Source organism: Alterinioella nitratireducens (genome assembly GCF_013155465.1).
Classification (GTDB): domain Bacteria; phylum Pseudomonadota; class Alphaproteobacteria; order Rhodobacterales; family Rhodobacteraceae; genus Alterinioella; species Alterinioella nitratireducens.
Map to the genome: position 1 here is coordinate 154186 of NZ_JABJVX010000003.1, position 25713 is coordinate 179898.

Genomic DNA, 25713 nt, shown 5'->3' on the forward strand with positions numbered 1-25713 from the left:
TCCGGGCCGGATTACCGGAACGACTTTGTCGCCGTCTCCGCCACCGACGATCCGACCGGGTACGAGAACTACACCTACACCCGCGATGGCAGTCCGGCAGCGGTGCAGATGCCGACCGAACCGGGCGAGTACGAGCTGCGCTATTACGTCAACCAGGACCGGACCATCATCGCCAGCCAGCCGATCCAGGTCACCGCCGTTGGCGCAACATTGGACGCGCCTGCCACAGCCGAGGCCGGATCGACGGTGCAGGTTGCGTGGTCCGGGCCGGATTACCGGAACGACTTTGTCGCCGTCTCCGCCACCGACGATCCGACCGGGTACGAGAACTACACCTATACCCGCGATGGCAGTCCGGCGGCGGTCGAGATGCCGACCGAACCCGGCACCTATGAGCTGCGCTATTACGTCAACCAGGACCGGACCATCATCACCCGACGTGAAATCGTGGTAACGGAAGTCTTCGCCTCTCTCGACGCGCCCGCCACCGCCTCGGTCGATGAAACGATCCAGGTCGGCTGGCAGGGTCCGGCCTATCAAAACGACTTTGTCGCCATCGGTGAGCCTGGCGACGACTCGCGCTACCAGGACTACGCCTATGCCCGCAATGGCAGCCCCTCGTCGATCCAGATGCCGAGCGAGCCCGGCACTTACGAACTGCGCTATTACCTGGGGCAGGATCGCCGCATCCTGACGCGGGTGGCGATCACGGTGACGGCGGAGTAGAGGGCAAAGCACAAGGCCGGTCCGCATGTTGCGACCGGCCCTGTTCCTGGGTCAGCGGATGCCGGTCACATGTGGATGACGCGCCCGTAGGCATCCAGCACGGCCTCGTGCATCATCTCGGACAGCGTGGGGTGCGGGAAGACGGTGTTCATCAGGTCTTCCTCGGTGGTCTCCAGCGTCTGGCCGACGACATAGCCCTGGATCAGCTCGGTCACTTCCGCGCCGATCATGTGGGCACCCAGAAGCTCTCCGGTCTTCTCGTCGAAGACGGTCTTGACCAGCCCCTCGGCCTCACCCAGGGCAATCGCCTTGCCGTTGCCGATGAAGGGGAACCGCCCGATCTTGACCTTGTATCCCGCCTCTTTCGCCTTGGCCTCGGTCAGGCCGACGCTGGCGACCTGCGGGTGGCAATAGGTGCAGCCCGCGATGGAGTTGGGCTTGATCGGATGCGGGTGCCCGCCCGAGATCAGTTCGGCCACCATCACGCCCTCATGGCTTGCCTTATGCGCCAGCCACGGCGCGCCCGCGATATCGCCGATGGCGTAGATGCCGTCGATGCCGGTGCGGCAATATTCATCTGTCACGATATGGGTGCGGTCGACCTTGATGCCGAGCGCTTCCAGCCCCAGGCCTTCCGTGTTGCCGACGATGCCGACAGCGGAGATCACGGTGTCAAACTCGTGCTTCTCCAGTTTGCCACCCATCTCGATATGGGCGGTCACCTTGTCCTTGGCGCGGTCAAGCTGCTTGACCATGCCCTTTTGCAGGATCTTCATCCCCTGCTTCTCGAACGCCTTCCTGGCGAATTTCGAGATTTCCTCATCCTCGACCGGCAGCACCCGGTCCATCACCTCGACCACCGTCGTGTCGGCCCCGAGCGTGTTGTAGAAGCTGGCGAATTCGATGCCGATCGCGCCCGAGCCGATGACAAGCAGTTTCTTGGGCATATGCGGCGGTTGCAGGGCGGCCTTGTAGGTCCAGACGCGCTTGCCATCGGCCTCCAGCCCCGGCAATTCGCGGGCGCGGGCACCTGTCGCGATGATGATGTTCCTGGCTGCAAGCTCCTCCTTGCCATTGTCGGTCTCAACCGAGACCTTGCCCTTGGCGGGGATCGTGGCCGAGCCCATCACGGTGGTGATCTTGTTCTTCTTCATCAGGTGGCCGATGCCCGAGGAAAGCTGTTTTGCCACCCCGCGCGAACGTTTGATCACGGCGTCGAGATCATAGCCGATATTGTCGGCCTTCAGCCCGAATTCCTTGGCGCGGTGCATGAGATGGAAGACCTCGGAGGAGCGCAGCAGCGCCTTGGTCGGGATACAGCCCCAGTTGAGGCAGATGCCCCCCATATGCTCGCGCTCGACGATGCAGACCTTCTGACCCAGTTGGGCGGCGCGGATCGCCGCGACATAGCCACCCGGACCTGCGCCGATTACGATGGTATCGAAAGATTGTGCCGCCATGAGTCCAGTCCCTCCGCCAGAATTAGTTTAGCCCTAAACCATTCTACAGTGCGGCGCAAGGAAGTTTGGCGCGGTCGGCCGTGACTATAGTTTAGTCATTAAACCCCCGCGAGTCTCACGCCGCCTTCTGCATCTCGTTCAGTATCTTGGCATAGCCGCCATCCGTGAGAAAGGACTTTTCCTGCGACGTGCTTTTCCGACCGAGCGCATCATTCCTATAGGGAAACCGCCCGTATTTGCGGATGATCTCGCGGTGAACGCGGGCGTGCAGCAGGCTGCCCTCGCGGCCCTCCTCCATCTTCTGGCACATCAGGCGCACGGAATGGTCCTGGTCGGTCAGCGACTCGGAATGCATGAAGGGCATGTAGAAGAACTGCCGCGCGGGTTCGTCGAACCGCATGTCCCACCCGTGTTTGAGCGCCGAGCAGGCCACCGACTTGGCGCGCTGATCGGTGGCGAAGGCGCGGGCATCGCCACGGAACATGTTGCGCGGAAACTGGTCCAGCAAGATGATCAAAGCCAGCGCCTTGCGCGGATGTCCGGCCCAATCGGCCAGCTTGCCGTCGCGCGCGTCGCGCCACAGCTCGAGGAAGCGGTCGCGGATCAGGGCGTCGAACGCCTCGTCGCTGGAATACCATTTCTGCGGGCCGGTCTCGTCCAGCCAGAATCGCAAGATGTCTTCGGAAATATGTGACATGGGCCTTATGCCTCCTTTTTATGTCTCCTGCCCCTCGGTGCCGGTTCAGCCCGGCGGGTTGTCGCCGGCCTGCGCCTCGGCCATGTCCTCGGCGGCCTCGGCGTAAAGCTCCTGCGCGGTCACGACAGCATAGGGCGTCGCGGTCGGCAAGACCTGTGCATAGGGAACGGCGTCGTAATCCCCGGCTTCAACTGCATAGGCCGAGGGCCGCACCGTCATGCGATAGAGACAATACAGGGCAATTGCGGCCAAAACGAGGGCCAGGAACAACCAGAACCCCGCGGGCCCCACCGCGCCCATCAGCCAGGCCACCAGGGGCGGGCCCGAAATCGCGCCAAGCCCGTTGATGAAGATCAGCCCGCCCGAGGCCGCCGCCATCTCGTCGGGGTCCAGGTAATCGTTGGTATAGGCGATCAGCAGCGCATAGAGCGGCTGCGCCAGCCCGCCGGCCAGAAGCGCCGAGAGGATCAGGATCTCGAAGACCTCGCCGAACAGGTAACCGAGCCCCGAGGCCAGCGCCGCGACCGCGGCCACGCCGGTGATCAGCCTGCGACGGTCCATCCGGTCGGACAGCCAGCCGATGGGGTATTGCAGCACGATCGCGCCCACGAAGAAGGCCGATACCAGGATCGCGATGTCGCGCACGCTCAGTCCCACCTCGGAGCCGTAGACAGCCGTCATGCCGAACTGCGCCGAAAAGACGAAGCCAAGCAGGAACATGCCAACGAAGCCGGTGGGCGAGCGGGTGTAGAGCGCGGCAAGGCTCATCGGCTTGACGGTCTCGAAGGCCGGTGTGGGGGCCACCGCCAGCAAGATTGGCGCGAAGGAGAGCGAGACCAGCACCGAAGGGATGATGAAGAGGATATACCCGCCGGGATCGCCGAAATTCAGCATCCCCTGCCCCAGGACAAGGCCGATCATCTGGCACAGCATATAGGCCGACAATGCCTGACCACGGGTCTCGTTGGTGGCCGAGTTGTTGAGCCAGCTCTCGGCGGTCACATAGACGCCCGAGAGCGAAAAGCCGATGATCACCCGCAGCGCCATCCAGAAGTAGGGGTCGGGGACCACGGGATAGAGGATCAGGGCCGCCGAGATAAACGAGCCGAGGGCGGCGAAGACACGCACATGGCCCACCCGCTGGATCATCAGGGGGGCCATGCGCGACCCGCCCAGGAAGCCCAGGAAATAGGCCGAGGCGATGAGCGACAGCTGGAAGGTCGAGAACCCCTCGATGCCGCCGCGAATCCCCATCAGCGAGCCCTGCAGCGAGTTGCCGACCTGAAGCAGCATGAGGCCCAACAGAATGGCCCATGCGCTGGCGATGACCTGTTTCATGGCGTGGCTCCCGCCTTTCCCGTCCGCATGTTCACTATGACAGCCCCGTACCGCGAATCTTGCCCCATTGCGACCCGATACCGCCCGGTTTTCAATCGTTTGCGGCAGATTGCGGAATAAGCAGCGAGGCGTCGCCATAGGAGAAAAAGCGATAGCCCCCGGCCACGGCATGGGCATAGAGGGCGCGGATGCGATCCACCCCCATCAGTGCCGAGACCAGCATCATCAGCGTCGATTTAGGCAGGTGAAAGTTGGTCATCAGCGCGTCGGTGACGTTGAAGCGGAAGCCGGGATAGATGAAGATGTCGGTCTCACCCTGCCAGGGCGTGATCTGGCCCGTTTCCCGCGCCGCCGTCTCGATCAGCCGCAATGCCGTGGTGCCGACGGGGATGATGCGCCCGCCAGCGGCTTTCGTGGCGGCAATCTCCTGCGCCGCCTGGTCGCTGATCTCGCCCCATTCTGCGTGCATCTTGTGTGTCGTCACATCCTCGACCGTGACCGGCAGGAAGGTGCCCGCGCCGACATGCAGCGTGACATGGGTGAAACTGATGCCACGGGCGAGGAGCGTAGCGAGGAGCGCGTCGTCGAAATGCAGCGATGCGGTCGGGGCCGCGACCGCACCCTTGTTGCGTGCCCAGACGGTCTGGTAATCCTCGCGGTCGCGCTCGTCGGCGGGGCGGCGCGCGGCGATATAGGGCGGCAACGGCATGGCCCCCGCCGCGTTCAAGGCCGCGTTGAAATCGTCGCCCGCAAGGTTGAAGCGCAGGCGCAGGCCACCCTCCAGCGCCACGACGTCCGCCGACAAGCCGCCGGGAAAGCCGACGCTCTCGCCAGGTTTCAGCTTGCGCATCGGCTTGGCCAGCGCGGACCAGGTGCCGTCCGGCCCCGGCTCCAGCAGCGTCACCTCGATCTTCGCGGCCACACGGCCTTGAGCACTGTCACGCCAGCGCTGTCCGGTCAGGCGCGCGGGGATCACCTTAGTGTCGTTCAGGATCAGCCGGTCGCCCGCGCGCAACAGATCGGGCAGGTCGCGCACATGAAGGTCGCGGGTGGTGTCGCCATCCGCCACCAGCAGGCGCGCCGAGGAGCGCGGGCGCGCGGGCCGCGTCGCGATCAGGTGCTCGGGCAGGTCGAAATCGAAATCGGAGAGGTTCATGGCGCGGCTACTGTGCGGTTTGGGGCGGCGGGCTGCGAAAGATCTCGCGGAAGATGCCGGGCGTGAAAACAGAGAGCGGATTGACGGTGACGGTGCTGTTATCAGCCGGTCCTGTCATGCGATAGGTGAAACCGAAAAGCCCCTCGCGCCGCGTCGCAAAGAGCGCGCCGACCAGCCCGTTGACCACATAGAAGGGCGACACCACGCCCTGGAAATCGACCCGGTCGGTGGCGGTGTCATAGACGCCGTCCAGCGACAGGCCCATCGACGGGCCGACGGCGGTGCCCTCGACGACCGTGATCGCGCGGGGGCTGATGCGGAAATCGGCGCGCACCTCGCCAAGCGCGATGCCCTCGCCCGAGGCCATCTGCTCCAGCAGGCCCACGACCGAGACGAGGTTCAGAAGCTCCGCAATCGCGGGCGCGTCGCGCAGGCGCGGGTTGTCGATGGTCAGCAAGCCCGCATAGTTGCCCTGCCCCGGATGCGGGCGCAGGATGAGGTCCAGCGCGCCGCCATAGGCATTGGAGTAGATCCCCGCCGCGCGCAGCACCGCGCCGCCATCCTCGGCGCGCAGGCGCAGCGACATGCCGTTGGTCTCGGCCAGGATCGAGCCGACGACGCCGGCCTGCCCCCCGACCCGGCCCCGGAAATCGCCGCTGACCGGGCTGCCGCCGATGCTGGCGCTGAGGTCGGTCAGGTAGATGCTGTCGGTTACCGTCAGGCGGTCCAGCAGCATCTCGATCGGCAGGCTTGTGGTCGCGCTCCCGCCCGAGCTTTGCGGCAGGCCGCGCAGATCGACCGTTCCGCCGGTGATGCGCACCAGGGGGCGGTTGTCGCGCAGGGTCAGCCCGCCGGTCACATCCATCCAGTCCCCGATGTGAAACTCGTCAAGGCTGAGCTGCGAGAACTGCGTGCCCTGCAATGTGACCGCGCCGCGCATCTCAAGCCCCGCGCCGCTGATCGCCAGAACCGGCACCTCCGGTTCGGGACCAAGCGTCATCTCGGCGCGCAATTGCCCGGTCGCCGCTTCGGGCAGTTGCCAGCCAAGCGCCGGAATGGCCAGGCCGATCCCGGCAAGGTCGGACCGCAGCGACAGGGCGGGCGGCGCATCGGGGCTGAGGTCCAGCGTGAACTCGGCCGGTCCCTGCCCGCGCAGCATGCCGTCTGGCAGGATCACCCCGAAATCGGCCAGCGCGGCGGGGGACAGCGTCGCCCTGCCCTGCACCCGGCTGGCGGTCGTCGTATTGGCCCCGAGCGCGCGCGACCAGGTGGCGTCGGTGCGCAGATTGTCCAGCCGCGCGGGGCCGCCGATCTCCAATCGCGTGTTCCCCGCCTCGATCTCCAGACGCTCGGCCCGCAGCACCCGCCCCTCGACCAGTTGATCCGATCGGACATCCATCAGGCTGCCGCCAATGCGGAAATTGACGTCGGCGGGGGTGATCCTTTGCTGCATCCGGAAATTCAGCGCCACCTCGAGCGCGACATCGCCGGTCGCGACGGTGGCGGGATCATAGTCGAACCGGTCCAGTAGGGTCAGGGGCTCTGCCGCGATAAGGGTCAGGGCGGACGGCACGCTGCCCGCGACCGACAGGTCGAAATGCGTATCGGCCTGGGCCACGCGGGTATCGGCGATGCGCATGGTCGAGCCCGCAAGGTCCAGCCGCCCGCCATCGGGGGCGGTGACATGGCCGCCATGCAGCGCCAGCGTCATCGCGTTATCCGACATCTCCACATAGCCGCGCCCGTCCTCGACCGGGGCCATCGCGCGCAGGGCGCGCACGCGGGCATCTTCGAAATCGAAGGTCACGGCATAGCGCGGCTCGGTCCCGGGCGCGAGGCGCAGACCGGCATTGAGGTTCGAGATGGTGCCGCCCAGAAGGTTCTGTTCCAGCCAGTCGCGCGTGTTCGGGATCGACACGAGCGGCCAGAGCGGCAGGATCTGGCGTGCCTCGACCCGCGGGCTGGACGCATCCAGCCGGATCGCGACACCGCCCTCCTCGACCGCGACCTGCCCGCGCGCACTCAGATGCAGACCGTCATCGAAGAGCACCGCCTGCCCCAGATCGACGCGCAGAGCGGGCAGAAGCTGCACCCGCATATCCAGCGCGCCGCCCTCGAACCGGATCGGGTTTTCCAGCAGGCCGGGGGCCGCGGAGCGGATATCCTCCAGCTGGAACTGCGCCACGTAGACCGGCCCGTCCAGCAGATCGGCATGGCCGACGATGCGCGCGCTGAAGAGCCGCGAGGCGACGTCCAGCTCCTCGACCTGCAACCGGCGCGTGGCGGCGTCGTAGTCAAAGGACAGGTCCAGGCCCTCCAGCGCGATCGGCGTCACATCCGGGCCGGGGCGCAGAAGGCCCGCGCCGACCTGCAAGCTGCCGGTCAGGCGATCCAGCGTGGTATCATCGCGGATCACGGTCGACATCTGGCCGCTCAGCCCCGCCTCGATCAAGTCGAGCCAGGCCAGCGCATCGCTCACCGAGGCCACATCGCGGGCTTGCAGGTTCTCGAAAAAGGCGACGATCTCGGTCTCACCGCGCGCGGCCCATCGTGTAAAGCTGAGATCCAGCCGCCCGGCGCGCCCGCCCTCGATCGTGCCGCCAACGGCCAGCGTCAGCGCATCTTGCATCGGGATCAGCGTCAGGTCCGCCCCCGCCACCTCCAGCCGGTCGCCGGTGCCCGCGTTCTCGATCACTAGGTCGGCATCCTCGGCCGTCACCGTCTCAAGCCGCGAAAAGACGGGCTGCGAGAACATCGCGTCGATTCCCCTCAGCGTCTCGGCCAAATCGCGCGCGGTATCGCTGCCGCCCCCCGCAAAGGCCAGGTCGAGCGAGCCATCATTGCTGCGCACCAGCCGCAGGCCGGCGCCCGCCACCCGGACATGGCGCGGGCGGACCGTGCCCGACAGAACGGCGCGCGGATCGACCGAGATGCTGAGCTGCGGCAACACGATGCGCTGCTGGCCATCGCTGGTCAGCGCGACATCACGGAACCGGATCTGGGGCAGCATCCTCTCGCGCGAGAGGCGGATCCCGACCGCGCCGACGGTGACATTGCCGCCGGGCATCGCCGCATCCATGCGCGCCTCGATCCGGGCGCGGGCCCAATCGGGCAGCGAAATGTCGCGCCCGCCCGGCGGATAGGCCAGCACCGCCAGCGAGGCGATGGCGAGGATCACCAGCAGGTAGACGCCCCTCAGAGGCCAGCGCAAGGCACGCCAGCGCCGTTTCGGCTGCGGGTCGGTGGAGGGCTCTGTCATCGGGGTGCGCCGGGGCTCGTGTGCCTTTGGTTTTTCGGGCTTTATTCTGGCGGCATTTGCCCTAGCTTGCAAACGCCGGGACGTAAAGACCCGGTGATCAGAGCGCAAAGGAGCCGACACAGATGATCGAGACCGGAGACATCGCCCCCGATTTCACCCTGCCGCGCGAGGATGGCAGCCCCGTCACCCTGTCCGGCTTTCGCCCCGGCAAGGTGGTGCTCTATTTCTACCCGCGCGACGACACGCCGGGCTGCACCACCGAGGCGCAGGATTTCACCGCCCTCAAGGACGATTTCGAAACTGCCGGGATCGCCGTCCTTGGCGTCTCGAAGGATACTGTCGCCAAACACGCGAAATTCATCGACAAGCGCAACCTCGGCGTGGCGCTCCTGTCGGATGCCGAAGGCTCGGTCTGCGAGGAGTATGGCACCTGGGTCGAGAAGAACATGTATGGCAAGACCTCGATGGGCATTCAGCGCGCGACATTCCTGATCGACGGCGAGGGGCGGGTTGCCCGCGTCTGGCCCAAGGTCAAGGTGGCGGGACATGCGGCCGAGGTGCTGGAGGCGGCGCGGGCGCTGTGACGACGCTGACCGAAATGGCCTGTGCGGTGCTGGAAACGGCGGATGCGCGCGAGAAGACCACGCTCAGCCGCCGTCTGGCCGCCGACTGGTTCGCCGCGCGCCGGGGCGAGGCCGCGCCGATCGAGATCGGCACCGCCACCCCGCCCGACATCCCTGCCCGCCCCGCGAAACCGGACCTCCTGTCGCCGCGCGACGTGCCGCGCCGCAAACCGGGAACGCCCGAGGGGCGCAAGGCGCTGCTCCATGCTGTCGGCCATATCGAGCTGAACGCGGTCGACCTGCATTGGGACATCATCGCGCGCTTCGGACATATCCCGATGCCGATGGGCTTCTACGACGACTGGGTCAAATCCGCCGATGAGGAGGCCAGGCATTTCCAGCTGATCGAGGACTGCCTGGCCGAGATGGGCAGCTTCTACGGCGACCTGCCCGCCCATCTGGGCATGTGGCGCGCGGCGCAGGACACGGGCCGGGACGTCTTGGGGCGGCTGGCCGTGGTGCCGATGGTGCTGGAGGCGCGCGGCCTCGACGTGACGCCCGGCATGATCGAGATCTTCCGCAAGGCCCACGATCCTGCCGCGCAGAAGGCGGTGGCGGCGCTGGAGGTGATCTATGCGGAGGAGGTTCACCATGTCGCCTACGGCTCCAAGTGGTTCCATTTCCTGTGCGGACGCGAAGACATCGACCCGAAAGAGGCGTTTCACGCCCTCGTCAAACGCTACTTCCACGGTGCCCTGAAACCGCCCTTCAACGAGGAGAAACGCGCCGAGGCCGGTATCCCGCCGGACTTCTATTGGCCGTTGACGCAAGGGAACCCAGCCGGATAGGCAGCGAATCGCCGGTGAATTTGGGCGGAAATTTGCCCAATTCTGGACAAAATCGCGATTTACCGTGGGTGTGGCATAAAAAGGTTTGAGACCGGCGGCCCTTTTGGCCTAAGCGGTTGACGTCGATACCTTGTATGGGGACAGGAAGGTTTCGGCGATGGAGAGGGTAACGGGGCAACCAGACGTGAAATTGAGCCTGACCAGTCGCATGGGCGCGGCAATCGAAAAATTCCTGCCGGAACAGCGGCTGTTTCTGAAATCCGATCAGGGGATGCGCTATGTCCGGCTGCGGCCGATGACACAGGCGATCATGATTGGGGGATCCTCGCTGTTCGTCGGCTGGACCGTGATCGTCACCGCGATCTTCCTTATCGACGCGATCAGCGCGGGCGGCGTCCGCGACCAGGCGGATCGCGCGCAGGAGGCCTACCAGGCCCGCCTGAACCAGATGTCCGAGGAACGCGACATCCGCGCCGCCGAGGCGCGCGCCAGCCAGACCCGGTTCTCGGTCGCCATGTCCGAAGTGTCCGACATGCAGTCGCGCCTGCTGGCCTCGGAGGAACGTCGCCGCGAACTGGAAACGGCGGTCGAGGTCATCCAGACCACGCTGCGCCGGGTGATGGTCGAACGCGACGAGGCGCGCACGCAGGCCGCCGAGATCCTGGCCGAGATCGAGGCCGAGACAGGATCGAGCCAGACCACCGCCGGACGCCTGCGCGACATGGAGCAGACACTGGACTACCTTGCCGCGGCCCTGCGCGACGCCGCCGATGAGCGCGACGATGCCTTCGAGATCGCCGAGGCCGCCCGCGAGGAGGTCGACGAGCTGCAATTCGCCGCCGCCCTCGCCGAGGAACGCAACGAACGCATCTTCACCCAGCTGGAGGAGGCCGTGCAGGTCTCGATGGAGCCGCTGGACGCCATGTTCAGCGCCGCCGGCCTCTCGACCGACGAACTGGTCAACCGCGTGCGCGCCGGCTACCAGGGCCAGGGCGGGCCGCTGATGCCGATCACCATGTCCTCGCGCGGCGAGGAGCCTGACCCCGTGTCCTTGCGCGCCAACGAGCTTCTGGCGGAGCTCGACACGATCAACCTGCGCCGGATGGCGGCAGAACAACTGCCCTTCTCGATGCCTGTCCTGGCCCGTTACACCCAGACCTCGGGTTTCGGGATGCGCAATGGCCGCCCGCATAACGGCGTCGACATGGCCGGGCCGGTCGGCACGCCGCTATACGCCACCGGCGATGGCATCATCTCCTTTGCGGGGCGCCAGAGCGGTTACGGATTGCTGGTCACCATCGAACACCCGATGGGGTTCGAGACTCGATATGCCCATATGTCGCGCATCGGGGTGTCCGCGGGGCAAAGGGTCTCGCGCGGGGACAGAATCGGTGATATGGGCAATACAGGACGGTCGACCGGATCTCATGTGCATTATGAGATCCGCCGCAATGACACACCACTCAACCCGATGAACTTCCTCACGGCAGGTAGAGATGTTTTCTAAATCAAAGATCAACGAGCCGGGGCCGAAACAGGCCGGCGGCTCCTCGGATCAGGCGTCAGACGCGTCTGCATCCTCCGACAAATCCTCCAAAGAACGGAGCTCGATGCCCTTGACCAGCAATAACAAACCCAAGCCCGCAGTTTCCACGCTCAGCACCGATCTGACCATCGTGGGCAACCTGCGCACCACCGGCGACATCCAGGTCGAGGGTCACGTGCAGGGCGACATCCGCGCCCATCTTCTGACCGTGGGCGAAGGTGCCACGATCGAGGGGGAGATCGTCGCCGATGACGTCGTCGTCAATGGCCGCGTGATCGGCCGGGTGCGGGGCCTCAAGGTCCGCCTGACGGCCACCGCCAAGGTCGAGGGCGATATCGTCCACAAGACCATCGCGATTGAAAGCGGCGCGCATTTCGAAGGCTCGGTTCAGCGGCAGGAAGACCCGCTTGCCGGCGGCAGCGGCGCACAGCCCGCCGCATCGCGCCCCGCCGGTGCGGCGGCTGGCGGCAATGCCGGCCAGCAGGGTGGCCAGGCTCAGGCCAACAAGCCCGCCTTCGGCGCGCAGCAGAACAAGCCCGCCGACGCCAACAGCTAGGCGGCCCGCGATACCGCGGCACAGACACCCCCGGCCTCAACCGCCGGGGGTTTTTTCTTGCGCGGCGATCAGGGCGTGTCGCGCAAGGCCCGCCGGTAGATATGCCATGACGCATGGCCCAGAACCGGCAGCACCACGAAAAGACCCAGGAAGCCGGGCAGAAGCGCCGCGAAGGTCAGGCCCGCGATCACCACGCCCCAGACCAGCATCACGCGCGGGTTTCGCCGCACGGTGGCAAAGCTGGTCAGCATCGCGGTGACGAAATCAAGCTCCTTGTCCAGAAGCAGCGGCAGCGAGATCACCGTCAGGCAAAACAGGACCAGCGCGAAGACCGCGCCGAACCCCGTGCCCACCAGCAGCATCATCAGACCTTCGGGCTGGAACAGGTAGGCATAGGAGGTCGAGACATTCATCAGCACCGATGGCCCCATGAAGAGCGCGAACAGCATATGGGCGAAGAAGGACCAGAACAGGAAATAGACGATGATCACCCAGGACATCAGCGGCAATTGGCGCAAGCGCTGTTGCCAGACCACCCCCAATATGTCGCGTATCGTGTAGGTCCGGTCCTGCTCCAGCCGGTGCGAGACCTCGTAGAGCCCCACCGCCAGGAACGGGGCCGCCAGCGGAAAGCCCACCGTGAGCGGGATCGCCCACCAGATCTGATCGGTCACCACGAGGAAGAAGTAGAGCGCCCACCCGCCAAGCACGTAGATCAGCGCGAAGAACAGGCCCATGGCGGGCGCGCGGCGAAAATCATGCCAGCCCGCACGCAGGGCCGCGCCGATGTCGCCCATGTCCATATCATTGATCTCGGGAACCTGTGAGGCCGCGGGCAATGATGTGGTGCTGTCTGGCATGGTGATCCTTCCCCTGGCTTGCCGGGAAGAGTCTAGGCAGCGACAGGGCCGGGTTCAAAGGGTTTCTGCCGCTTCGGGGCGGGCTGGGGCGCGGAGAGTCTTGCAAGACTCTCGCCAATTTCTCAGCAGAAATTGGCCGCGCTCAATCCTCCGCCCGCGCGTCGGCCCGGCTCTTGCCCGCGACATCCATCGCCAGCGTCGCCGCCATCAGCCCATCGAGGTCGCCATCCAGCACGCCGGACGTGTCCGAGGTCTCATAGCCCGTGCGCAGATCCTTCACCATCTGATAGGGCTGCAACACGTAGGAGCGGATCTGGTTGCCCCACCCCGCGTCACCCGCGCTTTCATGCGCCTCGTTGACCAGCGCGGATCGCTTGTCCAACTCCATCTGGTAGAGCTTCGATTTCAGCGCCTTCATGGCAATGTCGCGGTTCTGGTGCTGCGATTTCTCCGACGAGGTGACGACAATGCCCGTCGGGGCGTGGGTGATGCGCACGGCGGAATCGGTCGTGTTCACATGCTGCCCGCCCGCGCCCGAGGAGCGGTAGGTGTCGATGCGGATATCGGACGGGTTGACCTCGATCTCGATATTGTCGTCCACCACCGGGTAGACCTTGACCGAGGTGAACGAGGTGTGGCGCTTCGCGGCGGAATCGAAGGGCGAGATGCGGACCAGCCGATGCACGCCGCTTTCCGATTTCATCCAGCCATAGGCGTTGTGGCCGCTGATCTTGTAGGTGGCCGATTTGATCCCGGCCTCCTCGCCCGCGCTCTCGGCCTGGAGCTCGACCTCGTAGCCCTTCTTCTCGGCCCACCGGACATACATCCGCGCCAGCATCGCGGCCCAATCGCAGCTTTCCGTGCCACCCGCGCCCGAGTTGATTTCGAGGAAGGTGTCGTTGCTGTCGGCCTCGCCGTCCAGCAGCGCCTCAAGCTCCTTCTTGGCGGCGGTCTTCTCCAGGGCTGCCAGGGCGGCCTCGGCCTCGGCAACGACCTCGGCGTCGCCCTCCATCTCGCCCAGTTCGATCAGTTCGGCATTGTCGTTGAGGCCGGTCTCGATCGCCTTGTAGGTGCCCATCTGATCGACCAGCATCTGCCGGTCGCGCATCAGTTTCTGCGCCTTTTCGGGGTCGTTCCACAGGTCCGGATCTTCGACGCGGGCGTTGAATTCCTCCAGCCGGTGCGGCGCGGTCTCCAGGTCCATCCGCTGGCCCAGAAGCTCCAGAGATTTCCGGATTTTCTCGATATGGCTTTGGGTTTCGGCCCGCATGGTCTGCTCACTCGGCTGGTTGGTTCGCGATGATAGGGATGTAGTCCAGCCCCTGCTCCGCTGCAAGCAGGCAGGAACGGGCTAGTAGAGCCCGCCCGAAGTCAACTCGCCAAAGCCGGTGCCAAGCGGAACCCGTGCCGTGCCGCCCGTCGAGGTCGTGACCGTGCCGCCATCGCTCGGGACCGGATCGCCATCGACAACCTCGCCATTCGCATTGGGATCGCCGGGGCTGAACATCGGCAGGTTCGACCCCATGCCGAAGCCGCCATCGACGATGGACAGCATCCCGAAGAACGGTTCCTCGCCCTCGCGGAAATATTCCGCCACCACATTCGGGCCGCTTTCGCCATCGGGCAGGCGCTGGCCGGAAAAGCGGTCGATATTGTAGAACTGGCCGCCCGGCGGCACCCGGAACGGACCGCCGCCATATTCCTCGACCGCCTGCTGCATGAACTCCTGGAACACGGGGGCGCAGGTGCCGCCGCCCGAGGCCCCGTGCAGGCTGCGCGGGTTGTCATAGCCGATATAGCAGCCCGCCGCGATGGTCGAGGTGAAGCCCACGAACCAGACGTCGCGCGAATCGTTGGTAGTGCCGGTCTTGCCCGCCGTGGGCACGCCCAGGTTGACCCGGCCCGCAGCGGTGCCACGTTCGACCACGCCGCGCATCATCGAGGTCAGCTGATAGGCCGTGATCGCATCCATCACCTGTTCGCGGTTCGACACGATGGTCGGCGCCTGACCGGGATCGAGCGAGGCCAGCTCGCAATCGCGGCAGATGCGTTGGTCATGGCGGTAGACGGTGCCGCCGAAGCGGTCCTGGATGCGGTCCACCAGCGTCGGTTCAACCCGCTCGCCGCCATTGGCGAACATCGAATAGGCCGCGACCATGCGGAAAAGCGTGGTCTCCTGGCTGCCAAGCGCATTGGCGAGATAGGGCTGCATCTCGTCATAGACGCCAAAGCGCTCGGCGTAATTGGCGACCACATCCATGCCGACATCCTGCGCCAGCCGAACCGTCATCAGGTTGCGCGACCGTTCAATGCCCGTGCGCAATGGCGCGGGGCCATAGAACTGGTTCGAGGCATTGGTGGGCCGCCAGATGCCCTCGCCCGTATCGACCTCGATGGGCGCGTCGATGACGATGGTGTTGGGGCTGTAGCCGCTGTCGAGGGCCGCCGCATAGACGAAGGGCTTGAAGCTGGAGCCCGGCTGCCGCGTCGCCTGCGTGGCGCGGTTGAAGCTGGAATACTGGTAGGAGAAGCCCCCCTGCATCGCCAGCACCCGGCCCGAATTCACGTCCATCGCCATGAAACCGCCCTGCACCTCGGGGATCTGGCGCAGGGTCCAGCGGATGAAACTGCCATCGCTGTCGCTGGTCATGGCGCGCACATGGATCACGTCACCCACCTCAAGCAGGTCGCCCGCATTCTGCGCGCGGTTGCCGGTGTTGCCATCCGCATCGACGGGGCGGGCCCAGGTCACATCCTCGGGCGGGATCCAGTGGCCGTCCTCGTCCTCCTCGACGCCCTCGATGCCGATCCGCGCATGTGTGGCGCCGACCTCCAGCACCACCGCCGCGTACCAGCCCTCGACATCGCGGGGGAACTCCACCTCCTCCAGCGCGGCGCGCCAGACCTCTTCGCCGCCCTCAAGCTCGGACGGGTCGATGGTGGCCAGCGGATCGCGCCACAGGCCCTGATCGCGGTCATAGCGCTCCAGGGCGCGGCGCAGCGCGACCTCGGCGGCGGCCTGAAGGCTTTCGTCCATTGTCGCGCGCACGGCGAAACCGCCGGTAAAGAACTCATCCTGCCCGTAATCGCGGCTCAACTGGCGGCGGATCTCGTCGGTGAAATAGCTGCGCGGCGGCAATTGGCTGCGGAAGGGCTCGATATGACCGCCCTGCACGGTCTCCAGCGGGGCGGCCTGGGCCACTTCCATCTCTTCACGCGACAGGTAGCCGTTCTGGAACATCTCGCGCAGCACGTAGTTCCGGCGGATGATCGCGTCCTCGTAATTGCGCACCGGGTGCAGCGCGGTGCCGCCCGATTGCGGCAAGGCCGCCAGATAGGCCGCCTGTTCGGCGCGCAATTCACTGAGGTCGGCGTTGAAATAGGTCTGCGCGGCGGCTGCCACGCCAAAGCTGCGCTGCCCCAACTCGATCTCGTTGAGGTACAGCTCCATGATCCGCTCCTTGCTGAGCGTCTGTTCGATGCGCGCGGCCAGGATGATCTCGCGGATCTTGCGCTCGACCCGGCGCGAGCCGTCCAGCAGGAAGTTCTTGACCACCTGTTGCGTGATGGTCGAGGCCCCGCGCACGTCCTGTCCGCGCGATCGCACCGCGTCGATGATCGCAACAGCAATGGCGCGGGGATCATAGCCGGGATGTTCGAAGAAATTGCGGTCCTCGGCGCTGACGAAGGCGTGAACGACGACGTCCGGTATTTCCTCGTAGGGCGCGAAGATGCGGCGTTCGGCGGCAAATTCATCCATGATCTGGCCCTCACCCGAATAGATGCGGCTGATCGTGGCGGGCGAATATTGCGCCAGCGTGTCGTGATCGGGCAGGTCGCGGGCATATGTGAATATGACGCCGCCGATGATCAGGGCACCCATCACCAGACCATTGGTGATGAGGCTGAAAATCGCTCCGAGAAAGGAGAGGATAAATCGGATCATGAACGCGCGACTCGAAAGGGCTTGGGCGTCCTATATAGGGGGGAAGCACGGGGCGGTCAAAAGCCCTGATCGCCCCAAGGCGGGTTTCCGCGACGCGGGACGCGCGCGCGCCCTAGCCCTGCGGCGGAATCGCGTAGGTCAGCGAGGCGCGGGCCACTGGCGCATCGCTGCCTTCCGACCGGATCAGGCAATCGCCAACGGCCAGCAGGCGGCCCAGTTTCAACAGGCGTGTATCGCCGATCAGGTCCGTCCCCGCCGCCGGTTTGCGCATGAAATCCATCGAGATATTCGTCGTCACGGCCAGCGCCACCGGCCCGATCATGGCGAGAATCGCCAGGTAGACCCCGACATCGGCCAGCGCGAACATCGACGGGCCCGAGATCGTGCCGCCGGGGCGCAGGTGACGGTCCGAAACCCTGAGCCGGACGCTGAGCGCCATCTCCTCGACGCGCTCGATGCTGTAATCGTCCGAGACCTGAGGAAACTCCGAGACCAGAAACGCCTCAAGCGCCGCTTTGTCCATCACCACTGCCATTGCCCTGCCCCCTTCTTTGGCCATAGGGTTTGCCCGAAACCGCGCTGATGACAAGAGGAAGGCACAAGATATGGCCGAGGATATTCTGATCCGCGAGGACATGGGCGCGATCACGCGGCTGACGCTGAACGCACCGGGCAGCCTGAATGCGCTGTCGGACGCGATGCTGGCGCGGCTATCCGAAGAGTTTGGCAAACTGATGCTCGATGCCGGACAGCGCGTGGTGATCCTGCGCGGCAATGGCAAGGCGTTCTGCGCGGGCCATGACCTCAAGGAAATGATGCAGAAACGTCAGGCCGAGGATGGCGGCGCGGCAAGCCTCGCCAACCTCTTCACGCGCTGCTCCGAGGTGATGCAGACGATCCGCCGCCTGCCGCAGCCCGTCATCGCGCAGGTCCACGGGATCGCCACGGCGGCGGGATGTCAGCTTGTCGCCTCCTGCGATCTGGCCGTCGCCGCCGATGACACGCGGTTCGGCGTCAATGGCGTCAATATCGGGCTCTTCTGCTCGACCCCCATGGTGGCGCTGTCGCGCAACATCCCGCGCAAGCAAGCCTTCGAGATGCTGACCACGGGCCGGTTCTTCTACGCCACCCGCGCGGTCGAGCTTGGCCTGATCAACAAGGCCGTCGCCGGAGAGGCGCTGGAGGCCGAAACGCTGGACCTGGCCGAGACCATCGCGGGCAAACTGGGATCGGCCGTGCGCATCGGCAAGCGCGCCTTCTATGACCAGATGCAGATGACCCAGGACCAGGCCTATCACTATACCGGCGCGGTGATGGTCGAGAACATGCTGGAGGATGACACCGCCGAGGGCATCACCGCCTTCATCGAGAAGCGCCCCCCGAACTGGCCGCAAGACTGAGCACAACCCGCGCCAGAAAGCCCGATACCGCCACCAGCACCAAAGACAACACCAGCAGCCCCGGCACCCCCGGCCCGGCCAGCATCACCGCACCGACCAGCGGGGCGGCAGCACCCGCCAGCAGCGCGGGCATCTGGATCGCGCCCGCAATCGCGCCGTATCCCCCCGGCCCCATCACGGTGGCGATCAGCACCGGGCGCAGGATCGTCATCACGCCGATCGCCCCGCCCTGCACGGCGGTGAAGACGAAGATCAGCCAGGGCGCCAGCCCCGCCAGCCACAGCGCGCCGGTGCCGATGATCATCCCCGCAAGGCAGATCAGCGTCGTCCGGCCCGTGCCAAGACGCGCCTCGAAGCGAAAGAGGATGAGCCGCCCGGCCACCTGCGCGGGCCCCACGGTGGAGGCCGCCAGAACCGCAACCCCCTGCCCCGCGCCCCGGTCCAGGAAGATCGGCACCGCGAAATTGACCACCATCCAGTGATTGAGGCTGACGGCGGCGAAGATCACCGCCAGCAGGTAGAACTGTGGCCGGGTCAGCGCGCGGGCCAGCGCGCCACGGTCGGCCTCGGCCGTGGTGATGACCGGCAGCCCGGCGGATCGGATCACCCGCCCCGCCGCGACATAGAGCGGCAGAAGGATCAAGGCCGCCACCCCCGCCGCGACCATGACCGCGCCGCGCCAGCCGATGCCTTCCGACATCGCGGCACCCGCCGGAAAGGCGATGGTGCCCGCGAACCCCGCGACCAGCGTCACCCGCGTGATCGCGGGGCGGGCATGGTCGCCCAAACGGCGAATGAGGAAGGCGAAACAGACCTCGTAAAGGCAGGCCGCTTGCGCCAGCCCGATCACCCCCCAGGCGATCAGGTAGCTGCGCGGGGTCTCCGAGACGGCCAGCAGCACCAGCGCCCCCGCCCCGATCAAGGCCCCGCCCGCCATCACCTCGGGGCCCCGTCCCGCATCGACCAGGCGCCCCATGACCGGGGCCAGCGCCGCCGCGAGGATGATCGAGAGGGTCGGCCCCGCCGCCAGCACCGTGCGCGCCCATCCAAGATCGGCCTGCCAGGCCACGATCAGGGCCGCGAAGATGTAGTAGAAACAGGCATAGGCCAGCGTCTCCGCCAGCGCCAGCATCCAGATGGCAGGCCCGCGCGCGACATCCCTGGCCCGCGCGGACATAGGGTCAGACCCCGTAGATCGCGCCGAACTTGGCGTCGAGATAATCCAGCAACGGGCCTTCGCTGACCTTCATCCGCGCGGCGCGCTCGACCACATCGCGCGGCTCGTAGAGCCCGCCATGGGTTTGCAGGTTGGCCGCCATCCAGGACGTGGCAGGCGACGGGTCGCCCATGGCCAGGGCCACGTCAAGCTCCGGCACATCCCCGCGCAGGGTCTGGAACAGGCACCCGGCATAGGCATTGCCTAGCGTGTAGGTCGGGAAATAGCCGAAAAGGCCGACCGACCAATGCACATCCTGAAGCATGCCGTTGGAAGGTTTATCAACGGCGACCCCGAAATCGGCCTTGAACCGATCATTCCAGGCCGCCTCCAGATCCGCCACCGCCAGGTCACCCGAGATCAGCGCGCGCTCCAGGTCGAAGCGCAGCAGCACATGAAGGTTGTAATGCACCTCGTCGGCCTCGGTGCGGATATAGCCCGATTGCACCCGGTTGACGGTGGCGTGAAATGCCTCCGGCCCGTCCAGCCCCAGATCGCCGAACTGGTCCGTCATCGCGCCGTAAAGCCAGCCGGTAAAGGCGCGGCTGCGGCCCATCTGGTTCTCATAGGAGCGGCTCTGGCTCTCATGCACCCCCATCGAGACCCCCTGCCCGAGCGCACTCAGGTGATAGGCCGGGTCGATACCCAACTCATAGCAGGCGTGGCCAACCTCGTGGATGGTCGAATAGAGGCAATTGAACGGATCGGTTTCCACCACCCGCGTGGTGATGCGCACATCGCGGCCCGAGCCGGAGCTGAACGGATGCACCGCCTTGTCGATGCGGCCATGGCGGAAATCATAACCAAACCGCATCGCCAGATCATGGGCCAGCGCCATCTGTGCCTTGTCGTCAAAGCGCCCTTGCAACGGCGCCGGGGTCACGCCGCTTTCCATGATGCGCGCGCGCAGATCGACCAGCCGGGGCCGCATCCGGCCAAAAAGCGCGGCGATCTCCGCGCCCGTGATCCCCGGCTCGTAATCCTGCAACAGCGCGTCATAGGCATCGCCCCCTTCGGCAATCGCCGCCGCCTCCTCGCGTTTCAGCCGCAGCACCTCGGCCAGTGTCGGCAGGAAATCGGAGACCGACTCAGCGGCGCGCGCCTCGGCCCAGATGCCCTGCGCCCGCGACGTGACCCGCGCGATCTGGCTGGCGAGCTTTTCGGGCACCTTGGTCGTGCGCCTGTAGACCCGCTCGATCAGGCGCAGCGTGGCGCGCTCGACATCGTCCGCCGCCTCGGCCTTCGCCAGCCACTCGCCCACGCGCGGATCGGTCCGGCGCGCGTGCAGCACGGCCTCCATCGCCGCCATCTCGTCGGAACGCTGATCGGCCGCCCCGCGCGGCATCACGGTTTCCTGGTCCCACCCGAGCCGGCCCATCACCTGCGCCAGCGCCTGGGTTTCGCGATCGAACGCGATCAGATCGTCATAGGCGCTCATGTCGCGCGCCCCCGGACCGATTGCGCCAACGGATGAATGGCCAGGAACCGCGCCCGCAGGATCAGCACGACCGTCAACACCGCGCCAAGCTGGTGCACGATCGCCAGTTCCAGCGGCGAGGAATAGATCACCGTGACAATCCCCAGAACGGCCTGCAGCAGCACCATCACGCCCGCCACCTGAAGCGCCCCGCGCGAGGCGATCCTGCCCGAGCGCCGCGCCGCGATCATCGCGCCAAGGGCGACCAGCGCCAGGCCATAGCCCAGAAGACGGTGGAAGAATTGCACCGTGCCCGCATTCTCGAACAGGTTGCGCCAGGCGGGCTCATAGAGGGACCACATATAGGGCGGGAAGAACTCACCGGCCATCAGCGGCCAATCGGGGAACAGGCGACCTGCGTCGATGCCCGCGACCAGCGCGCCAAGGATGATCTGCAGGAAGGCCAGGATCAGCAGATCGTCGCACCAGCCCTGCAGCCTCGTATCACGATCACGCCGCGCGCCCATCAACTCGGCCTCCTCGCGGCCAAGGCGGAAGGCATACCAGGCGATGAAGGCCAGGATCAGGAAGGCCAGCCCCAGATGCACCGCCAGACGGTAGGAGGCGACATCGACCATGCCCTCTTGCAGGCCCGAATACACCATCCACCAGCCGATCGCGCCCTGCAATCCGCCAAGCGCCCCGATAAAGAGGAACCGCCCCGACCAGCCGCGCGGCATGCGCGCGGTCAGCGCCATGAAGGCGAACCCCGCAAACCAGACCAGCCCGACGACCCGGCCCAATTGCCGATGACCCCATTCCCACCAGAAGATGGTCTTGAACGCCTCAAGCGTCATGGCGCTGTTTTGCAGCTGAAATTCGGGCGTCTCCTGGTAGGCGGCGAACTCCGCCTGCCAATCGGCCGCGCTCAACGGCGGCAAGGCGCCGCTGAAGGGGGCCCATTCGGTGATCGACAGACCGCTATCGGTCAGCCGCGTCAAACCGCCCACGACGATCATCCCCACGACGAGCGCGAAGAGCACCATCAGCCAGCCGCGCGCGAAAGCCCGGCCCCGCCCCGCGCGTCCCGCGCTCATCGCGCCGGGCGTTGCCGCCCGCTTCTCTGTGCTCTCGACCTCTTCGAAAATGCTGCGCTTCCCAGCCATCACATCCCTCACGATATAATCCGCCGTCAGACCTAGCCCCCAAGGCAGTCCGCTTCAAGCGCGCCCTTGCTTCATCTTCTTGGCCAAAATACTCAAAATCCGCCGGTCGGTCCCGGTCCCGACGCCGCCGATCACCCGCAGCGGACGATCCGGCCGAGGAGGGCCGCAAGGCCCGAGGAGGCGCCTCACCCCCGCTCCTTCCAGCGTACCATCTGGCGCAGCACCCCGTGCAGCGTTTGCACATCGGCGCGCGTCAGCGCCAGCCGCGCCCACATGTTGCGCAGGCTCACGCGCATATGGCCTGCCTTGGTCTCGGGAAAGAAGAACCCGGCCGCCTCCAGCCGCTCCTCGAAATGATCGCCGAGCTTCTCGACCTCCAGCCCGGATGCGAAATCGGTGCGGGCCAGTTCCATCACCTCCGGGGGCACCTCCACGCCCGCGCGCCGCCATTCATAGGCTGTCAGCAGCACGCATTGCGCCAGGTTGATCGACGGAAAATCCGGGTTCACGGGAACCGAGATGATCGCATTGGCCAGCGCCACGTCCTCGTTCTCCAACCCCGCGCGCTCCGGCCCGAACAGCACCGCCACCTTGCCGCCTTCGGCATGGATCGCGCGGGCCTGCGCCATCGCGCGTTCCGGGCTGACGATGGGTTTGGTCAGGCCCCGGCCCCGCCCCGTCGTTGCAAAGACGTAAGTGCAATCGCGGATCGCCTCGGCCACCGTGCCCACCACGCCCGCCCGGTCCAGCACCCGGCCCGCACCGCTGGCCAGCGCCACCGCGCGTTCATTGGGCCAGCCGTCGCGGGGGGCCACCACCCGCATATGCGAGAGGCCGAAATTGAACATCGCGCGGGCCGAGGCGCCGATATTCTCGCCCATCTGCGGGCGCACGAGGACAAATGCGGGCTCGGGTGTGTCATGTGTCATGGCGCGTCTCGTAGCCCCGCGGGCGGCCCCGCGCAAGCTGCCCATTGTTCTGGCGGCGCGAGGGCGGTATCAGGCGCGGTGACACTGGCCAAGGACGAGAGAGAGATGAGTGACGACACACGCGATGCGCCCCGGATCTACCTGGTCAGCCCGCCCGCCTTCGACCCCGAAAGCTTTGGCGCCACGCTTGCCCGCGTGCTGGACGCCCATGACATCGCCTGCCTGCGCCTCGCCCATGCCTCCACTGACGCCGATGAAGTCGCCCGTGCCGCCGATGCCCTGCGCCTCATTGCGCATGAGCGCGACGTGCCGCTGGTGATCGAGCGTCATATCGGTCTGGTCGAGAAACTGGGCCTCGACGGCGTCCACCTGACCGATGCTGCCCGCTCCGTGCGCAAGACGCGCAAGGCTCTGGGGGCCGATGCCATCATCGGGGCCTATTGCGGCACCTCCAGCCACGAGGGGATGAGCGCGGGCGAAAATGGGGCCGATTACATCGCCTTTGGCCCCGTCGGAGACAGCCCGCTTGGCGACGGGACACGCGCCGAGCATGACCTCTTTGCCTGGTGGTCGCAGATGATCGAGCTGCCCGTGGTGGCCGAAGGCGCGCTGACCGCCGATCTTGTGGCCGCATTCGCCCCCGTCACCGATTTCTTCGCCATCGGGGCCGAGATCTGGGGCCAGGACGATCCCGCCGCAGCACTGACCGCGCTTACCGCCCCGCTGCGCTGAAGCCCTCGCGCACCGCCCGTTCGGATGCCGCCGCCAGCGCCTTTCTGTCCGGCATATCAGCGGGCGCAAGGGCTGCGTGATAGGTCACATGCACCTGGCCCTGACGCCTTGCTGCCAGCACCTGAAGCAGACTCGGGCCGAATTCCATGCCGCCCCACCAGCCGTAGAAGCGCGGATCCGCCGCCTCGGGCGCCTCGTAGCGGATCGAGACCGGCTGCACCATGATCCTCTCCCGCACGTCCTCGGCGCGGAAGGCCGCGAACAAGGTCGGCTTGAAGGGCAGGACGCGCTGGCCATCGGTGCTGGTGCCCTCGGGGAAAAGGAGCAGCCGGTCGCCCCGCAGAAGGCGCTCCCGCAAGATCGCCTGCTGCGTCCCGGCCTCGCGCCGGTCGCGGCGGATGAAGACGGTGCCGGTGGCGCGGGCGAGCCAGCCGATGACCGGCCAACCTGAAACCTCGGCCTTGGAGACGAACACGACCCGCGCGCCGGCGTTCAGGACGAAGATATCCAGCCAGGAGGCGTGATTGGCCACCATCGCGCCTTTGCCGCGCAAAGGAATACCCTTCATGTATCGCTTTAGCTGCATGATCCAGAGCGTTGATATACATACGCTTTGGATCACAAATGGCGTGGCGATACGTCGCCCGCGCAGTGTCACAAGCTCCACGAGCCGCAGGAGCAGAAGAACGGCCAGGCCAATCGCCAGCAGCACGGAGGTCGCCCCGCCGCGCAAGACAACACGCGCCCATCCAAGCGGCCCGATGGGTTGCGCCTCGGGTCGAGTCCCGTCATCCCAGGTGCTCATCCGCGCAAGCCTTGCGCATAAAACCCGCGATGGCGGGCCGGGATGCGGGCGACATCGACCACCAGGCAGATGTCGGTCGTGTTGAAGGCATGGTCGATGAACGCCCCCGCGCCCACGAACCCGCCCATGCGCAGGTAGCCCTTGATCAGCGCAGGGATCTTCCGGCTGGCGGCGGCGCGGTCCAGGTCGGCCTGCGGGATCAGGTCCATCCCCTGCCACCCCGGTTCACGGGCGGTGACGCGCAAAGCGGGCGGGGCGAGGTGGCGGTGATGCAGGAACGAGAGCGGCGCGGCCAGCGGGGTGACGTCGGTGCCGTGGAACGAGGCGACGCCGAAGATCACTTCAACCCCATGCGCCTCGACGTAAGCGGCCAGCCCCGACCACATCTGCGCCATCGCCGTGCCGCCGCGATAGTCAGGGTGCAGGCAGGATCGGCCAAGCTCCAGCAGCCTGCGCCCCGAGGCGCGGAGCACGCCCAGATCATATTCATCGTCGCAATAGAATTGCCCCGCTTCCCGCGCCCGGTCCTCGCGCATCATCCGGGTGACACCGACGCAAGGATTGCCCGTGCGGGTCCGGTCGAACAGCATCAGGTGATCGAAGAACGGGTCGAACCGGTCGGCCTCCCGCCGCGCGGTGTGATCGACCAGCGGCCCGTCCGCGCCCAGTTCGGCCACGAACACCTCGTAGCGCAGGGCCTGCGCCAGCCGCAGATCGGCCGCGTCGCGGGCCAGCCGCATCTCGAACCGGGCATCATCGAGGATCATCTGCCATCCCTGCCTTTTCCTGACCCGGCCCCGCAGGTAAGCGATTGCCCGCCTGTTTGCAACGGGAGGGCCCTTTGCGTTAGCCTTCTGTTAACCCTCTGGGCGGTAGCGTCGAGTCTGCCAGAGACACCCGGAGCAAAGGTCAGGACTCGATGATCAGACCCACCTCATCCCCGTTGATCACCACCTTTCCGGCGTGTTCGAAATTCACCGTGATGCGGCCGCCGATATTGGACTGCACCTGCCCCAGACCCCAATCGGGCTGGTCGGGGTGGCGCACCAACATCCCCGGTGACAACATCGCGTTCAGCCCCTTGGACATAGTG

23 protein-coding genes are annotated in these 25713 nt (G+C 66.2%); 7 read left to right on the plus strand and 16 right to left on the minus strand.

Translation table 11 applies throughout. The features are described from left to right. A partial coding sequence (locus HNS34_RS06460; RefSeq protein ID WP_214647444.1) for a hypothetical protein occupies positions 1-726 on the plus strand: 726 nt, incomplete at its 5' end. A 65-nt stretch (positions 727-791) separates the two neighbouring features. Here the strand turns inward: HNS34_RS06460 and lpdA are convergent. From lpdA to HNS34_RS06485, 5 genes are all read right to left on the minus strand, one after another. After that, positions 792-2186: a dihydrolipoyl dehydrogenase gene (lpdA, locus tag HNS34_RS06465; RefSeq protein WP_172319234.1), complete on the minus strand. Its 1395-nt coding sequence runs from the start codon at positions 2184-2186 to the stop codon at positions 792-794. 115 nt (positions 2187-2301) lie between these two features. Beyond that, positions 2302-2883, minus strand: a complete 582-nt coding sequence (locus tag HNS34_RS06470; protein WP_172319235.1) for a DUF924 family protein — start codon at positions 2881-2883, stop codon at positions 2302-2304. 45 nt (positions 2884-2928) lie between these two features. Beyond that, positions 2929-4221: an MFS transporter gene (locus tag HNS34_RS06475; protein ID WP_172319236.1), complete on the minus strand. Its 1293-nt coding sequence runs from the start codon at positions 4219-4221 to the stop codon at positions 2929-2931. A 91-nt stretch (positions 4222-4312) separates the two neighbouring features. Next, the gene (gene queA / locus HNS34_RS06480; protein ID WP_172319237.1) at positions 4313-5377 is read right to left on the minus strand and encodes a tRNA preQ1(34) S-adenosylmethionine ribosyltransferase-isomerase QueA; all 1065 of its coding nucleotides are present in this window, start codon (positions 5375-5377) and stop codon (positions 4313-4315) included. Between the two features lie 7 nt (positions 5378-5384). After that, positions 5385-8636, minus strand: a complete 3252-nt coding sequence (locus tag HNS34_RS06485; RefSeq protein ID WP_172319238.1) for a YhdP family protein — start codon at positions 8634-8636, stop codon at positions 5385-5387. Positions 8637-8758: 122 nt separating this feature from the next. On the opposite strand from HNS34_RS06485, the gene bcp reads away from it, so the two are divergent. From bcp to HNS34_RS06505, 4 genes are all read left to right on the plus strand, one after another. Then, complete coding sequence (gene bcp, locus HNS34_RS06490; protein ID WP_172319239.1) at positions 8759-9220, plus strand: thioredoxin-dependent thiol peroxidase; 462 nt, start codon at positions 8759-8761, stop codon at positions 9218-9220. A gap of 14 nt (positions 9221-9234) precedes the next feature. Further along, positions 9235-10047 (plus strand): ferritin-like domain-containing protein, encoded by an 813-nt coding sequence (locus HNS34_RS06495; RefSeq protein WP_172319452.1) that lies wholly within the window; start codon positions 9235-9237, stop codon positions 10045-10047. A 184-nt stretch (positions 10048-10231) separates the two neighbouring features. Further along, a complete protein-coding gene (locus tag HNS34_RS06500; protein WP_328700478.1) occupies positions 10232-11554 on the plus strand; it encodes a M23 family metallopeptidase in 1323 nt (440 codons plus the stop codon). Then, a complete protein-coding gene (locus HNS34_RS06505) occupies positions 11544-12149 on the plus strand; it encodes a bactofilin family protein (protein WP_172319240.1) in 606 nt (201 codons plus the stop codon). The genes HNS34_RS06500 and HNS34_RS06505 overlap by 11 nt, the downstream gene beginning before the upstream one ends. Before the next feature lie 68 nt (positions 12150-12217). Here HNS34_RS06505 and HNS34_RS06510 read toward each other — a convergent pair whose 3' ends face one another. From HNS34_RS06510 to HNS34_RS06525, 4 genes are all read right to left on the minus strand, one after another. Then, complete coding sequence (locus HNS34_RS06510; protein ID WP_235952641.1) at positions 12218-13009, minus strand: DUF2189 domain-containing protein; 792 nt, start codon at positions 13007-13009, stop codon at positions 12218-12220. Positions 13010-13151: 142 nt separating this feature from the next. Then, the gene (prfB, locus tag HNS34_RS06515; RefSeq protein ID WP_172319241.1) at positions 13152-14279 is read right to left on the minus strand and encodes a peptide chain release factor 2; all 1128 of its coding nucleotides are present in this window, start codon (positions 14277-14279) and stop codon (positions 13152-13154) included. Positions 14280-14360: 81 nt separating this feature from the next. Continuing rightward, the gene (locus tag HNS34_RS06520) at positions 14361-16955 is read right to left on the minus strand and encodes a penicillin-binding protein 1A (RefSeq protein ID WP_172319242.1); all 2595 of its coding nucleotides are present in this window, start codon (positions 16953-16955) and stop codon (positions 14361-14363) included. 112 nt (positions 16956-17067) lie between these two features. Further along, positions 17068-17490, minus strand: coding sequence for a PaaI family thioesterase (locus HNS34_RS06525; protein ID WP_172319243.1), 423 nt, complete (start codon positions 17488-17490; stop codon positions 17068-17070). A gap of 70 nt (positions 17491-17560) precedes the next feature. On the opposite strand from HNS34_RS06525, the gene HNS34_RS06530 reads away from it, so the two are divergent. Continuing rightward, positions 17561-18355 (plus strand): enoyl-CoA hydratase, encoded by a 795-nt coding sequence (locus HNS34_RS06530; RefSeq protein WP_172319244.1) that lies wholly within the window; start codon positions 17561-17563, stop codon positions 18353-18355. On the opposite strand, the gene HNS34_RS06535 is transcribed toward HNS34_RS06530, so the two are convergent. The 4 genes from HNS34_RS06535 to HNS34_RS06550 all read right to left on the minus strand — a co-directional run bounded on the left by HNS34_RS06535 (position 18318) and on the right by HNS34_RS06550 (position 23083). Beyond that, positions 18318-19532, minus strand: a complete 1215-nt coding sequence (locus HNS34_RS06535) for an MFS transporter (RefSeq protein ID WP_172319245.1) — start codon at positions 19530-19532, stop codon at positions 18318-18320. The genes HNS34_RS06530 and HNS34_RS06535 overlap by 38 nt on opposite strands. 4 nt (positions 19533-19536) lie before the next feature. After that, positions 19537-21009, minus strand: a complete 1473-nt coding sequence (locus HNS34_RS06540; protein ID WP_172319246.1) for a carboxypeptidase M32 — start codon at positions 21007-21009, stop codon at positions 19537-19539. Continuing rightward, positions 21006-22154, minus strand: a complete 1149-nt coding sequence (gene ctaA / locus HNS34_RS06545) for a heme A synthase (RefSeq protein ID WP_172319247.1) — start codon at positions 22152-22154, stop codon at positions 21006-21008. Before ctaA ends, HNS34_RS06540 begins: the two co-directional genes overlap by 4 nt. 185 nt (positions 22155-22339) lie before the next feature. Continuing rightward, positions 22340-23083 (minus strand): RNA methyltransferase, encoded by a 744-nt coding sequence (locus HNS34_RS06550; RefSeq protein ID WP_172319248.1) that lies wholly within the window; start codon positions 23081-23083, stop codon positions 22340-22342. Positions 23084-23188: 105 nt separating this feature from the next. On the opposite strand from HNS34_RS06550, the gene HNS34_RS06555 reads away from it, so the two are divergent. Then, the gene (locus tag HNS34_RS06555) at positions 23189-23815 is read left to right on the plus strand and encodes a thiamine phosphate synthase (protein ID WP_172319249.1); all 627 of its coding nucleotides are present in this window, start codon (positions 23189-23191) and stop codon (positions 23813-23815) included. On the opposite strand, the gene HNS34_RS06560 is transcribed toward HNS34_RS06555, so the two are convergent. The 3 genes from HNS34_RS06560 to HNS34_RS06570 form a co-directional block, all read right to left on the minus strand. Beyond that, complete coding sequence (locus HNS34_RS06560) at positions 23796-24620, minus strand: lyso-ornithine lipid O-acyltransferase (protein WP_172319250.1); 825 nt, start codon at positions 24618-24620, stop codon at positions 23796-23798. The genes HNS34_RS06555 and HNS34_RS06560 overlap by 20 nt on opposite strands. Further along, positions 24617-25387 (minus strand): L-ornithine N(alpha)-acyltransferase, encoded by a 771-nt coding sequence (locus tag HNS34_RS06565; RefSeq protein ID WP_172319251.1) that lies wholly within the window; start codon positions 25385-25387, stop codon positions 24617-24619. Before HNS34_RS06565 ends, HNS34_RS06560 begins: the two co-directional genes overlap by 4 nt. A gap of 142 nt (positions 25388-25529) precedes the next feature. After that, a complete protein-coding gene (locus HNS34_RS06570) occupies positions 25530-25709 on the minus strand; it encodes a DUF3553 domain-containing protein (RefSeq protein ID WP_172319252.1) in 180 nt (59 codons plus the stop codon). Between the last annotated feature and the right edge of the window lie 4 nt (positions 25710-25713).